The organism is Bacillus oleivorans, assembly GCF_900207585.1.
Classification (GTDB): domain Bacteria; phylum Bacillota; class Bacilli; order Bacillales; family JC228; genus Bacillus_BF; species Bacillus_BF oleivorans.
This window is the reverse complement of record NZ_OAOP01000004.1, coordinates 122282-135603: the sequence shown is the minus strand read 5'-3', so window position 1 is coordinate 135603 and position 13322 is coordinate 122282. Positions and strand designations below refer to the sequence as shown.

General features: G+C 37.9%; 12 protein-coding genes and 1 pseudogene. 8 read left to right on the top strand and 5 right to left on the bottom strand.

Annotated elements, in window-relative coordinates; all coding sequences use genetic code 11:
• Window positions 1-54 precede the first annotated feature (54 nt).
• The gene (locus tag CRO56_RS10245; protein ID WP_097158535.1) at window positions 55-1584 is read left to right on the top strand and encodes an ATP-binding protein; all 1530 of its coding nucleotides are present in this window, start codon (window positions 55-57) and stop codon (window positions 1582-1584) included.
• 111 nt (window positions 1585-1695) lie between these two features.
• On the opposite strand, the gene CRO56_RS22855 is transcribed toward CRO56_RS10245, so the two are convergent.
• Window positions 1696-1848: a hypothetical protein gene (locus tag CRO56_RS22855; protein ID WP_179714243.1), complete on the bottom strand. Its 153-nt coding sequence runs from the start codon at window positions 1846-1848 to the stop codon at window positions 1696-1698.
• A gap of 243 nt (window positions 1849-2091) precedes the next feature.
• On the opposite strand from CRO56_RS22855, the gene CRO56_RS10240 reads away from it, so the two are divergent.
• Window positions 2092-2643 carry a GNAT family N-acetyltransferase gene (locus CRO56_RS10240; RefSeq protein ID WP_097158534.1) on the top strand — a complete coding sequence of 184 codons (552 nt, stop codon included), beginning with the start codon at window positions 2092-2094 and terminating at the stop codon, window positions 2641-2643.
• 102 nt (window positions 2644-2745) lie between these two features.
• Window positions 2746-2920 (top strand): annotated as a pseudogene (locus CRO56_RS10235) (YnfA family protein); the annotation flags it as partial.
• A 116-nt stretch (window positions 2921-3036) separates the two neighbouring features.
• Here CRO56_RS10235 and mreBH read toward each other — a convergent pair.
• Window positions 3037-4044 (bottom strand): rod-share determining protein MreBH, encoded by a 1008-nt coding sequence (mreBH, locus tag CRO56_RS10230; protein WP_097158533.1) that lies wholly within the window; start codon window positions 4042-4044, stop codon window positions 3037-3039.
• Window positions 4045-4319: 275 nt separating this feature from the next.
• Here mreBH and CRO56_RS10225 point away from each other — a divergent pair, with 275 nt between their 5' ends.
• From CRO56_RS10225 to CRO56_RS10205, 4 genes are all read left to right on the top strand, one after another.
• Window positions 4320-5003 carry a CPBP family intramembrane glutamic endopeptidase gene (locus CRO56_RS10225; protein WP_097158532.1) on the top strand — a complete coding sequence of 228 codons (684 nt, stop codon included), beginning with the start codon at window positions 4320-4322 and terminating at the stop codon, window positions 5001-5003.
• A gap of 81 nt (window positions 5004-5084) precedes the next feature.
• Window positions 5085-5603 carry a hypothetical protein gene (locus CRO56_RS10220; protein ID WP_097158531.1) on the top strand — a complete coding sequence of 173 codons (519 nt, stop codon included), beginning with the start codon at window positions 5085-5087 and terminating at the stop codon, window positions 5601-5603.
• A 24-nt stretch (window positions 5604-5627) separates the two neighbouring features.
• Window positions 5628-6698, top strand: a complete 1071-nt coding sequence (locus tag CRO56_RS10215; RefSeq protein WP_097158530.1) for an undecaprenyldiphospho-muramoylpentapeptide beta-N-acetylglucosaminyltransferase — start codon at window positions 5628-5630, stop codon at window positions 6696-6698.
• 733 nt (window positions 6699-7431) lie between these two features.
• Window positions 7432-8040 (top strand): zinc dependent phospholipase C family protein, encoded by a 609-nt coding sequence (locus CRO56_RS10205; RefSeq protein WP_097158528.1) that lies wholly within the window; start codon window positions 7432-7434, stop codon window positions 8038-8040.
• A 189-nt stretch (window positions 8041-8229) separates the two neighbouring features.
• Here the strand turns inward: CRO56_RS10205 and CRO56_RS10200 are convergent, their stop codons facing one another.
• From CRO56_RS10200 to CRO56_RS10190, 3 genes are all read right to left on the bottom strand, one after another.
• The gene (locus CRO56_RS10200; RefSeq protein ID WP_097158527.1) at window positions 8230-9153 is read right to left on the bottom strand and encodes a sigma-70 family RNA polymerase sigma factor; all 924 of its coding nucleotides are present in this window, start codon (window positions 9151-9153) and stop codon (window positions 8230-8232) included.
• Window positions 9154-9323: 170 nt separating this feature from the next.
• Window positions 9324-9641 carry a YbjQ family protein gene (locus tag CRO56_RS10195; protein WP_097158526.1) on the bottom strand — a complete coding sequence of 106 codons (318 nt, stop codon included), beginning with the start codon at window positions 9639-9641 and terminating at the stop codon, window positions 9324-9326.
• A 97-nt stretch (window positions 9642-9738) separates the two neighbouring features.
• Window positions 9739-11022, bottom strand: a complete 1284-nt coding sequence (locus CRO56_RS10190; protein WP_097158525.1) for an MFS transporter — start codon at window positions 11020-11022, stop codon at window positions 9739-9741.
• Window positions 11023-11199: 177 nt separating this feature from the next.
• Between CRO56_RS10190 and ptsG the strand changes: the two genes are divergently transcribed.
• On the top strand, window positions 11200-13272 hold the full coding sequence (gene ptsG / locus CRO56_RS10185) for a glucose-specific PTS transporter subunit IIBC (protein WP_097158524.1): 2073 nt from the start codon (window positions 11200-11202) through the stop codon (window positions 13270-13272).
• Window positions 13273-13322 lie beyond the last annotated feature (50 nt).

Below are 13322 nucleotides of genomic sequence, written 5' to 3'. Positions count from 1 at the left end.
TTTGTCCTATTTTGTCCAAATATTAGGTAAAAATACACTATTTTGAGGGATAAGATGAACAATCAAATTGAGTATATTGGCAGGAAGATAAAAGAACTAAGTGGAGATAAATTTCAAAGAATTAAGACGCCAATAGGTGAAGAAAATTTTTATAACCCACTATTCAACGAAGTGGATTTTCCAAATATTTCAGAGGAAAACCTATTCATTCATATAGGGGAGTTTTTGATCAGTCAGGATGTAAAACACAAAAATAACCTAATTTCCTTTGTTGAAGTTCTCGGTCATAAATTAATCAAATCTAAAGCTGCCCTGGATCAATCTATCAATTTTGTTTATCTAACGCGTTGTTCGATTATGGATGTGCTTGAACTAGAAATTCATGAAAAAAGGATTTCTATAGATAGCTTTTTTGAAGTGATTAAAATAATTGAATACTTATACCAGCTTATTTCCAAAACACTTTTGAATATTTACAATGAGGAACTATCATTCATTAAACACGCTTTAGATGAGTCGAAAGAGGACTTAAAAATGACACTTAGAGAACTGGCAGATTTAGAGAGAGTCTTAAATGAAGCCACCATTTTTGCAATTACGGGTCGCGAAGATAACATTTTATATGCAAATGATAATTTTTGCAATTTATATAAGTATACTAGAGAAGAATTAGTAGGGAGAAAACATGATATATACTCTTCTAACTTTCATCCACCTTCATTTTTCAATGAAATATGGGAAACGATCCAAGGTGGAGAGGTGTGGAAAGGAGACATTCTTAATCAAGCGAAGGATGGGACTAAGTATTGGCTAGATACAACTATCATTCCGTTTGTGGATTCAAATGGAGAGCGTTACAAACATATTTCCATACAATATGATATTACTGAAAAAAGGAATGCGGAAGAAGCATTACGTAAAACCGAGAAACTCGCGATGATTGGCGAATTGGCGGCGGGCATCGCCCACGAAATACGAAACCCGTTAACCACTATCCGCGGCTTTGTACAGCTTCTGAAAAATGACGGACTAGATCCACACTATGCAAACACCTTCCTTGATGAAATTGATCGGATTAATTTTATAGTCAGCGAATTCATGGTCTTTGCCAGACCTCATCAGATATACTTCAGTGATTGTAATATAAAGAGTATATTAACCAGTGTCATTAATTTTCTCGAGCCCGAAGCAATTCTGAAGAATGTATATATTGAATACAAATTTCCAATAGAGGAAATAGTGATTTCCGGTGAAAAAAATCAATTAAAACAAGTATTTTTAAATTTATTAAAAAATTCCATTGAGGCTATGCCTAACGGAGGTAAAATATATATTTTGATTGAAAGGACAGCTCAAGATATTTCAATCACAATAAAGGATGAAGGTATAGGAATGGAAACCGACCAGGTTAAAAAACTGGGAGAGCCTTTTTTTACAACAAAGCAGGATGGAAATGGCTTAGGGCTTATGGTGAGCTATAAAATCATTCAAAACCATAAGGGAACTATTCAAGTTAATAGCCAATTGAATCAAGGGACCACCTTTATTATTTCATTTAGAAGTCCAACAAAAACCAAAAATTAAAAATCTGATTTAATGTAGTGAATACGAATTGAATAAGAGATAACATAACATTGTGAAACATTGCACGTGAGCCGTTTGTAAGGGTAGATTGGATTTGTTTAAACTTATAAATTAATTATGATCTTTATCAACTTTTCCATCGTTCCCCTTGTCAAGACCAGTCGCATTATTAACTGTCTGAACAATTAAGTTTAATCCCTGATCCATAGAATTCATTGATTCTGATTTTTGACCAATATCTTTTGATTTTTCTTGTTTTTTCATTTTAGAACACCACCTCCTAAAAAGTAGGATAGGTAATAAACAAAAAAATATTCAATATTATTGATGCTTTCCTTATAAATTAAAGGCAAGAATTACTTGAAAATAACTAATGTTAAATTGTTGGAATTTTGAGGGGGCTCCTAAACGTTGTTTTAGGCACGTAACGTCAATATACAGAGAATTGATTAAGAAATTAATTTCTCGATATTAGTACTACCTCATATGATGCAGGGAGGATTTCTTATGAAATACGATAATCAAAATAAAACAATTACCACTAATAGGCTAGTACTTAGACTATTGCAAAAATCTGATGCAGGAGCTGTTGCTAGACTTTGTAATAATTATAATATTTATAAAAATACATTGTACCTGCCTTATCCATATTCTATAGAGGATGCTTTATCCTGGATTGAACTTCATCTTGATAATTTTAATGATAATAAATTATATGAATTTGCTATTACAGATAAGGAAAGCGGAGAATTATATGGAGCGATAGCGCTATCTAACAACCAAAAGTTTAATAATGGTGAAATAGCCTATTGGATTGGTGAAGAATTTTGGGGAAATGGATATGCTACGGAGGCAGCGCAAGCTATTTTACAATTTGCATTTGTTGAAAAGCAATACCATAAAGTATTTGCTCGTTACTTTCATTCAAATCCAGCTTCAGGAAGAGTTATGCAAAAATTAGGCATGAAAAAAGAAGGGATATTAATTGACCATGTAAGGAAAGAAAATCGATATGAAGATTTAATATATTATGGAATGATTAACTCAGATAGATTATAGATCTTATCATACAAAAAGCCAACAGTTTACAACTCCTAATTCGCATCAATTATCTAGTAAATTAAAGAAAAAGAACATGAGTGGGATAATAAAGATTTGGCATTTCAAGCCTTTCCATCATTCGGTAAAGTTATGCTGCTTACGGTGGGGTGTTTATTGTTCTATCTGTTCTATGGGGATGGGGAATTGATAAAAAAACACCTGATTCATTTGATTGGATAGGGGCCGGGATCTGTTAATAGGTGTATCGGTGATGTTATTTGCACCACGTCAATAATACTATATGTATAATAGTTAAAAACGCCTGGAATAAATTGAACTGCACCCCAGTTGTTGGACACAAATATCAACAATTGGGGGTGCATTTCAGATCCAAGCGTCTTTTCTAATGGCTTATCTAGCCGCTTTTTGGATTTTATGAATAAATTTCAATGAACGGCCGGTTCCAATCGCTACAGACTCGAGCGGGCTTGGCGCAAGGTGGACTGGAACTACGATTTCTTGTGACAGCCATTCTTGCATTCCGTTAATCAAGGAGCCGCCGCCAGTTAAAATCACACCTCGATCCACAATATCCCCGCTTAACTCAGGCGGACTTGTTTCTAATGTAGCACGGATTACGTCTAAAATTTTCATGAGGTTTTCCCTCATCGCTTCTTGAATTTCGGTAGAGTGGAGAGTAACGGTTTTTGGAAGTCCTGTTACAAGGTTTCGTCCGCGAACATCCATCGTCATTTCCGCATGATCAATTGGCGCATACCCAATTTCAATTTTGATTTGTTCAGCGGTCCGTTCCCCAATGAGCAGATTATATTTTTTTCTTACATATTGGATAATATCTTCGTCGAGCTTGTCCCCGCCAAGTCGAATCGAATTACAGGAAACCACACCGCCGAAGGAGATGATGGCGACCTCTGTGGTTCCTCCGCCAATATCAACAATAACGTTGGCTACCGGTTCATCTACTGGCAGGTCCGCCCCAATCGCGGCTGCAACCGGTTCTTCTATTAAATGAACAATTTTAGCTCCGCAATTGCGAACAGCATCCTGAATCGCGCGGCGTTCGACAGATGTTGAACCGGATGGCGTGCAGACTACTACAGTAGGCTTGCGTAAGGATACTCCCATTTTACGGCTGGCTTTTTTGAAGATCATTTTTAACATGCTTGTTGTCACATCATAATCAGCGATAACACCATCCTTTAATGGGCGGATCGCAACAATTCTTCCAGGCGTTTTTCCGATCATATTCTTTGCTTCCGTTCCGACAGCCAATACTTGTTTCGATTCTAAATCGATCGCTGCTACTGACGGCTCATTCAAAACGATTCCTTTACTTTTGCTATATACTAATATGTTAGCAGTACCTAAATCAATACCAATCTCTGCATTCGTGAACATTTCTACTTACACAACCTTTTCTTTTGCAGTTTTCAAGTCCTATATCTTTTATACAGTTCTATTTGTAAGTTAGCATTTTTGGGGGTAAACTTCGATAGCAATTGTTGGTATTTTTCAAATAGAAAGGCTAAAGACAAGGTTTGTAATCAAAATGTAAAAGAGACATACTATAGAAGTTCTATTGAAATAGTGGGATACTTAGTCGACATTATTTGGTAAGATAAGGATATGATTGAAATATTACATTTTCTAAACAAATATGAGGGTTGAGTTACATGACGCGAAACCATATCGTCCAAGTGTGCATCATTGCACTCTGCAGCTGCAGTATTCTTTTTGTGATTGAACAGGTTTTAGATGTTAATTATTTTATCAAAACCGCTTCTAAAGCCTTTTTCTTCCTCGTAATTCCTATATTTTACATTAAATATATTTTAAAGCTGTCTGTAAAGGAATCTTTTAATATTCAAAAGGTAAGGTGGAAAAGCTTACGGCTGGGTTTATTATTCGGCAGCCTTGCTTTTGGCATTATTCTAATTGCGTATTGGTTCTTGAGGAAAATAATCGATACAGACGCTATCATGTATGATTTGCAAGTGCGGTCTGAAATAACGCCGGAAATTTTTATTTTTGTTGCCATTTACGTAACCTTCGGTAATTCTTTAATGGAGGAGTTTTACTTTCGGGGATTCCTCTTTTTAAATCTGTATAAAACAGAGTATAAAGTGTTTGCCCATGTGTTTTCAGCCCTTTTATTTTCGGTGTATCATACTGCGATTTTTGCCACCTGGTTCTCATTTGAGCTGATGCTTTTAGCATTGGCCGGTTTGTTTATAGCAGGGATTCTATTTAATTGGCTTAATACATACTCGCAAAACTTTTTAAACTCATGGATCTTTCATATAATGGCTGATATCGCGATCATTTTAATTGGTCTTCATTTATATGGTATCCTCTAATTTTTTCGGGGTGAAAACAGGACTGTCTCTCTGTTATACTATGTGTTGGTATCTGGATGGATCAAGGAGATTAAATACACAGTGAAATTTATATATAAATTGATTGAAGATCTGCAAAGCTCGGGTCTTTCCTATTCGATTGGCGGCAGCGGCTTATTAAATAGCCTTGGCTTTTCAGTGCAAATGGGAGACTGGGATGTATTTGTCGATGGTGAAAAAAATAAAGTAATGGATGCTTTAAAAAATTGGGAGATTGAGGAGAGGACTGTTGATTCTCATCCTTTATTTAAAAGTGAATTTCTGCTTGGAGTTAAAGACGCTGAATCTAAACCAATTGAAATAATCGGATATTTTAAAATTAAGACTGAGGAAGGGCTTATACCATTGCCCTCTGTTGTTCATCATCGATGGGAAAATTTGAACATCGGTCATCCTGTGATTTGGTTTGTAGCCTATTCATTAATGGGCCGCATTGAAAAAGCCAGCATATTAAGGCAATACTTAGTGAATCATCCGCCAAATGATGAGTGGATCGAATTCTACTTAAGGATGCCTATTCCTGAGGAATTGAAAAGGATTCTTTTGGATTTATCCAATTAAAACTACATAAGGGATGTTAAACATATGAAATCGATCGTATTAACGGGCGGAGGCACAACCGGACATGTGTCCGTCAACTTAACATTAATACCCCATTTACTCGAACGCGGATGGGATATACATTATATTGGGTCGAAAGGCGGTATCGAGGAGACTCTGATAAAAAAATATAATGAAGTCCACTATCACGCGATTTCAACCGGTAAGCTCAGACGCTATTGGAGCAAGGAAAATGTCAAAGATATGTTCCGTGTCGGGAAAGGAATTTTACAGGCTAAAAGGGTTTTGAATAAGGTTAAGCCCAGCATTGTTTTTTCAAAGGGAGGCTTTGTATCTGTTCCAGTCGTCTTGGCGGCCAAATGGTCTAGAATTCCGATCATTACTCATGAATCAGATATGACACCGGGACTTGCGAATCGAATTGGTCTGCCGTTTGCGACGAAGATTTGTTATACATTTGAGGATACAAAAAAGCATGTCCCAGAGGAAAAAGGATTGTTTCTGGGGGCAGTCGTTAGGGATGAGCTGTTTAAAGGTTCGAGGGATAAAGGATTTGCATTGACTGGTTTTTCTTCTCGAAAGCCGGTGATTTTGGTAACAGGCGGAAGCCAGGGTGCAAAGAGTATAAACGATTTTGTTAGAGATCAATTAGATGAACTGCTGCAGACATTTCAAATCATTCATCTGTGCGGGAAGGATAAAAAAGATGAACGTTTAGAAGGTGTTAAGGGCTATATTCAATATGAATATGTCACAGATGAACTCCCGCATTTGTATGCGATATCAGATTTAGTTTTAACCAGAGCAGGGTCTAATACCATTTTTGAATTATTGGCTTTGCGAAAACCAATGATTTTAGTGCCGCTGCCGGATACACAGAGTCGAGGAGACCAAATTCAAAACGCGGATTATTTTAAACGTCAGGGATATGCGGAAGTCATTAAAGATGAAAATTTAAAAGGAAAAGGAGCGGTAGAGCTCGTTAAGCAAGCATATGTGAATCGTTATCAGTATGTCGATGAAATGAGAAAACAGGCTGTCCAAAATCCGACTGAAAAACTATTGTCTTTAATTGAGGAATATAAGAAAAATTAGGGGGCACGTCCATTGGCGGAATCCGCAGATTAGAAGCCTGGACGAGAGACGATGAGTGGGTCCAGGACTGGTATCGGAACAATGGATTTCAAGCGGTGGATTCCTACCTTCATGTGTATATGGAAGGAAATGAAATGAACGGCATGATTGAGGGGAAAACTCCTAAACTATATCCTGTGACTACCTTTGCGCTTTACACGGGTGAGGAGCGGGAAGAGATGAAAAGTAAATTTAAGAGGGTACATGAGTGCTGGATGTTTGAAAAGTTGATAAATAAATAGAATATGAACGAAAGGGCAGACACCTAAGAACCAAAGGCTGCCCTTTTATTTTTAGATTACAAGGATTATTGCGATTGTTTGTAGAAATGTTAAATCACCAAAACAATTAGGAGGGAAGCTAATGATTAGCAAAGTCGGTCAAATAAAGAGAAATATAACTAACTCTTAGTGGCTTACGGGTTCTAGGGTTTAAACAGGAAAGATCGTCAGTTGAGCGATCTTTTTTATTTTCCCATTGATTTCAGAAAATTACGACTCGTACTGGAATATTATGTTAAAATTAGTTTATTAGATCTTGATCTAACGGAGTACTTGGTTATTCCTACGCAAGAGAAAAGGAGGTTAAGAATTTATTCTAAAGCTTCCAATCTAACGAAAAGCATAACACCATCTAGGTTGTTCTTTATTATGAAGCATAAAGTTAAAGAAATAATTGAAGGGCGAGGGGTATTATGGGTTCGAGAATAATGCACTTGGTTATTGCTAATAGAATTGCAGAGTGTCTGTCGATAGAAGATAGAACACTATTTTTACTTGGAGGCATTGCTCCAGATGCTGTTTCACCTAAAGACTTATCACATTTCTTTAAAGGTGAAGTACAAGATTATTCAAGAAGCATTGATTATAAAGGATTTTTACATAAATATAAATCGCAATTAGAAAGTTATTATATATTAGGATATTTTACACATTTAATCGCTGATGATATATGGCTCAAAGGTTTTTATCTTGCTTGGCTGAAAAACAGAATGGAAGCTCATAAAGAAACATTTAATTTATACCATAATGATTTCCGATTACTGAATGGAAAATTATTAGAATACTATGGGTATACAGATGAATTAAGAAAAATGCTTAAGTTTATTCCTGCAATCTTTGATTTGGAAGAGGTTAAGTCCAAAGATGTCGAACAATTCATCCCTTACGTATTAGGCGATATGGAGTATGATCAGGAAGTTATAAATGAAAAACTTAATATATTTACGTTTGATCAGATCGTTGGTTATATAGAGACATCAGTTGATAAGGGGCTATTGAATATAAAACCGATCCTTACTTGAAAAAAATATTTACTATTTATCTAACCAAGGGATGTTTGACATGAAGGGAATGCCAATGCGATCTCCTTTCATGATTTTCTAGCCGAAGAATGCTCCTTAAAAAGAAGAGGCTCCCAGAAGCTTGCTTTAGGACAGCCTCATTTAATATGTTCATTTTTAAATTTATCCATCAGTTTTCTTATCGAGGAATTAAATACTACTCTTCCACTTCTCATCCCAAAAAGTCCCGTTTTGGCCAGAGGTACGATTAAACTGTGAAGCAATGTAGTCATGCAGCTCCTGGCTAAAATAATAATCGTGAATCTTTGTAATTTTGTCATCGCTAGTTTCTATACGGATAATGGTGTTAAGGGCGTGCGCATCGGTCCAAACGACAAATACCGGACTTCCGTCAATTAAAATCCAATCTCCAGACATAACAGCAGGGTCTTTGCTCCAATCTGCAAGAGAGGACTTCCTGATGATGTCTTTGCCATATTCTTGGGAAACACCGACAATATCCATTGTCGCCTGTTCAGTTAACAGCTCTGCAATTTTATCTGGATTCCTTTGGTTAAAGGCCTCCATATAGGCGGTCATAAGTGGTGTTACTGGTTTGTTTGGCTCGATGTTTAGTTGATTTTCCTGATTTAAATTATCCTTTGCCCGTTTCATTAAAGATTTCACCGCTCCTTCCGTGAGTGACAAAAATTCAGCAGTTTCTTTATTAGTAAAGCCGAATCCCTTTGTTAAAATAAAGGCTGCTTGCTGGAGGTCAGTCAGGCGTTCATTCATTCGCTGAAAGCCTTCCGCTAATTCAAAGGGATCAACGGTTTTTTGAGCAGGTATAGTTTCAAAAACTTCATCGCCTACGGTGACTGCACGCTTCTGTTTATGGACGGTATTGATCCAGCTATTAGTTGCCATCCGAAACAAATAGGATTTGGGGGAGACAGTCTGATACAGATAATTCAGGTGAGAAAATGATTTTAATAAAGTATCCTGAAACAAATCTTCTGCGTCCCAGACATTTTTAGTAAGCTTTAAGCAATAATCCCATAAGGGCTTCCTAAAATCCTGAATCCAAACCTCAAATTCCTTCCGCAGTTTCCTGCTTTCTTCAAACATTTGCATTTATATAACCTCCTGATTTATTCATTCATATACAAGACAATGTGTTATGAAAAAAAGATACGGGTGGCCGCAATATTTTTTAAAAAAATGAAACGCAAGAACCGTCCCTATGTTTCATTATAAAAAAAGAGTTTGGCGGGTTGCACCAAACTCTTTTTGAAAGATGGGGGTTAGTCTTTATAAACAACGGCTGTTCCGGTGGCAATACACATCATCATGCCGTTTTGAACGGTTTCGAAATCGAGATCAACACCAATAACGGCATTGGCACCAAGTTTTCTTGCTTTATCTTCCATTTCGCGAAGTGCAATTTCACGGCCTTCTGCCAGCTTACTTTCATAGGCACCGCTGCGGCCGCCAATAATATCTGTGATGCCTGCCAAGAAGTCTCTCACCACGTTTGCGCCCATAATCGCTTCTCCGCTTACGATACCGAGATAACGATCGATTTCTTTTCCTTGTAATTGAGATGTCGTCGATACAATCATTATTAAATTCCTCCTCATTTTCGATAGTTTACTTACGATAGGGCTGTCTTTTAAGTTTCAATTTTTAAATAAAATTTTGATATAGAGGTTATTTTTCCTAAACCGTCGCATTTGCCTCTGCTGCCGATTGGGGGATTGTGGCTTTTGTGTTAGCATACTTAGGCAATTTGACCCCGTAAAATACCCCGACAATCATGAGGGAAGTACCCACAATCCAATATAAGACTTCGATACTAATGTAGGCAGGAAAACTAAATGCAATAAAACCGAGCATCATACTTTGGGCCAGCATGGTTAATGGACTGATCCAGCCTTGGACGCGTCCCATCATTTTCGGGTCAACAATACTTGGCATCCAGCCGCCAATGCCTACGTTTACTAACGGGAGAACAAATCCGACACAGAAGAATAAACTCGCAAGCACCCAAAAGCTCGTGGCAAAGGCGGAGGCAAACGTAAAGGCACCTGATAACAGCAATCCTAGTATCGCCATTTTATAAAGTTTCATTTTTTGAGACCAGACTGATGCCAAAAATCCACCCATTAAAGCCCCGGCTCCAAATATAATTCCCAGAATCGCCGATAACTCTTCATAGCTATCAGGGGCAATCTTATATTTTAGGATAAAGAGGGTCATGACTGAGAATCCGCCGTTTACAATCCCGAACAAAAAGAATCCAAAGATTAATGTGAGCAATAATTTGTGCTTTAGAATGTAAACAAGTCCTTCTTTAAAACTTTCATAGATAAAGGGGTAGTTGATGTCCTTTAATGAATGCTTTCCATTTGGGAGCCGGACAGATTCTTTGATTGAAAGTTTTCGAATTAAAAAAGCACTAATAATAAAGGTAGTTGCGTCGATGATAATGGCGCCGTAAAGTCCAATCGTCCAGTATAGAACGACCCCAATTCCGCTTCCAAACAGCATAAAAAGACTATTAACCATTTGGTTGAGGCCTGCCGCTGTTGCATAATCCTCACTTTTTAAAATCCCTTGAACCATTGAATGTTCAGCAGGAAAGAAAAATTTCTGTACGGCACTTCTTAGGAATAAGAAGAAAAATACGAGCGGCATCCAGCCTGTTGAGATAGCAAGTAAAAGAGCAAGCGACAGTGCTGCACAGATCAAATCACAGGAATAGGCAATTCTTTGCCGGTCGAGTTTATCGGCAAACACCCCTACTAAAAAGAAAACAAAGAGGGTAGGGAGTGAATACATCATTTCTGTTATCGTGGCATAAGCTGGCTGGCTTGAAAATCGGTCCAGCAAATAAAGGGTAAAAGCGGTCATGCCGATAATACTGCCAAGCTGGGATAACACATTGGCTAAAAATAAATTGCGGTACGTCTGATTTTGAAATAATCCAAGTATTTTTTTCATAAATTTTCCCCTTCATATTCGATAATTCAATCTTATCTTTCACTCATCTTCTGAGGAAAGGGCTCTGGATGGGGGAGTTCTCCGTCTATAGGATGATTTGCTGATCCAGATTTTTGTACATGAATGAATAAAAAAAAGAAAGACTATAAAAAATGGAACATAATAGGGGGGTAACCTTTGAAAAAGGCTTTTGGAACACTGCAAAAGGTAGGAAAAGCATTAATGCTGCCTGTGGCACTTTTGCCTGCAGCGGGTATTTTACTCGGTCTTGGAGCTACATTTAAAACAGAACAGTTTCTTGAAATTGCACCGGTCTTTCAGGGACCAGCCTTTCAATTTGTAGCCAATATTATGCAAAGTTCCGGCGATATCATATTCGGGAACCTCGCGCTCCTGTTTGCCGTAGGAGTGGCAGTTGGACTGGCAGGGGGTGACGGGGTAGCAGGTTTGGCTGCCATTGTAGGATTTCTAATCATGAATGTTACGATGGGCGTTATTTTGGGAATTACCCCTGAGATGGTTGCCAATAATCAAGCCTACGCCAATGTCTTAGGGATTCCAACCCTTTCGACAGGGGTATTTGGCGGAATTATAGTCGGATTATTGGCTTATTATTTATTCCAAAAATTTTATAAAATTGAACTGCCATCTTATTTAGGTTTTTTTGCCGGGAAAAGGTTCGTACCAATTATAACGGCAGCTTCAGCGGTTTTACTCGGTGCGTTAATGACATTTATTTGGCCGCCGATTCAGGTGGGGTTAAATGCATTTTCCACTACTTTATTAAATGCAAACCTAGCCCTATCTGCTTTTATATTTGGGGTTATTGAGAGAGCGTTAATTCCATTTGGACTTCATCATATTTTTTATGCACCCTTTTGGTTTGAATTTGGCTCCTATGTCGACAAAGCAGGAGAGGTAGTGAGAGGGGATAACTTAATCTTTTTCGCCCAATTACGGGACGGTGTGGAATTTACAGCCGGTACCTTTATGGTAGGGAAGTTTCCGTTTATGATGTTTGGCCTTCCTGCTGCTGCCCTTGCCATATACCATGAAGCAAGACCTGAACGGAAAAAAGTAGTTGGCGGTATTATGGCTTCAGCAGCCCTTACTTCTTTTTTAACTGGAATAACAGAGCCTATTGAATTTTCGTTTCTATTTGTGGCTCCGTTACTATTTGGGATCCATTGTATATTCGCAGGTCTATCTTTTATGGTTATGCATTTGTTAAATGTAAAGATTGGAATGACCTTTTCAGGTGGCGTTATTGATTTTATCCTATTCGGTGTTTTGCCTGGAAGAACGCCATGGTGGTGGGTCATTATCGTTGGCCTCGGGTTTTCTGTGATTTATTACTTTGGCTTTAGGTTTGCGATACGGACATTTCGTTTAAAAACACCAGGGAGAGAAGAGGAAGACGAAATTGCAGAGGATCAAACAAAACCAGCCGGTTCTAGCGATTTGGCCGCAAATATATTAGATGCTATGGGCGGAAAGGAAAACATCGAAAACTTAGATGCATGTATTACGAGGTTAAGGGTTTCCGTAAACAATGTGGCAAATGTTGATAAAGAACGATTAAAAAGATTAGGGGCGGCCGGCGTCCTTGAAATAGGAAATAATATTCAGGCTATTTTTGGACCGCGTTCTGACCAAATTAAGGGCCAGATCAAAGATATTATGGAGGGAAAAACGCCAAGGCAGCTGAGCGAGCCTGTTCATGTAGAGGAAGAGGTGGAAGAACAGATCGAGGATGTGACCCCAGAAGCCTTACAAAATCCAGTTGATCAGGAAGATAAAATTGTGGCACCTATGGAAGGTATCATCCATCCTTTAGAAGACGTTCCAGATGCTGTTTTTTCCCAAAAGATGATGGGTGATGGATTTGCTGTGGAGCCGATCTTGGGAACGGTTGTATCACCTGTTAATGGAAAAATTATAAATGTATTTCCTACTAAGCACGCAATCGGGATTCAATCGGTGACCGGTAAAGAAATTCTCGTACATATCGGGATCAATACGGTAGAACTCAAGGGTGAACCATTCGAGGTCTTTGTAAAAGAAGGAGACGAGGTTTCAGCAGGGCAAAAAATTGCTCAGGCCAATCTAACTATCATAAAAGAGAAAGCAACATCGACTGTGACCCCAATTATTTTTACTAATTTAGAACCACACGAACGGGTTCAAATAAACAAACGGGGACATGTTAAATTGAAGGATGAGAAGGTTGTTGAAATTGTAAGTGACTAAAAAGAAGAGTGTTCGAGATGAACACTCTTCTTCAGGCTGTAGAAAAACTT

Coding starts and splice junctions, on each gene's coding strand:
- CRO56_RS10245 (WP_097158535.1), top strand. CDS start 55: ATGAACAATCAAATTGAGTATATTGGCAGGAAGATAAAAGAACTAAGT.
- CRO56_RS22855 (WP_179714243.1), bottom strand. CDS start 1,848: ATGAAAAAACAAGAAAAATCAAAAGATATTGGTCAAAAATCAGAATCA.
- CRO56_RS10240 (WP_097158534.1), top strand. CDS start 2,092: ATGAAATACGATAATCAAAATAAAACAATTACCACTAATAGGCTAGTA.
- mreBH (WP_097158533.1), bottom strand. CDS start 4,044: ATGTTCACGAATGCAGAGATTGGTATTGATTTAGGTACTGCTAACATA.
- CRO56_RS10225 (WP_097158532.1), top strand. CDS start 4,320: ATGACGCGAAACCATATCGTCCAAGTGTGCATCATTGCACTCTGCAGC.
- CRO56_RS10215 (WP_097158530.1), top strand. CDS start 5,628: ATGAAATCGATCGTATTAACGGGCGGAGGCACAACCGGACATGTGTCC.
- CRO56_RS10205 (WP_097158528.1), top strand. CDS start 7,432: ATGGGTTCGAGAATAATGCACTTGGTTATTGCTAATAGAATTGCAGAG.
- CRO56_RS10200 (WP_097158527.1), bottom strand. CDS start 9,153: ATGCAAATGTTTGAAGAAAGCAGGAAACTGCGGAAGGAATTTGAGGTT.
- CRO56_RS10195 (WP_097158526.1), bottom strand. CDS start 9,641: ATGATTGTATCGACGACATCTCAATTACAAGGAAAAGAAATCGATCGT.
- CRO56_RS10190 (WP_097158525.1), bottom strand. CDS start 11,022: ATGAAAAAAATACTTGGATTATTTCAAAATCAGACGTACCGCAATTTA.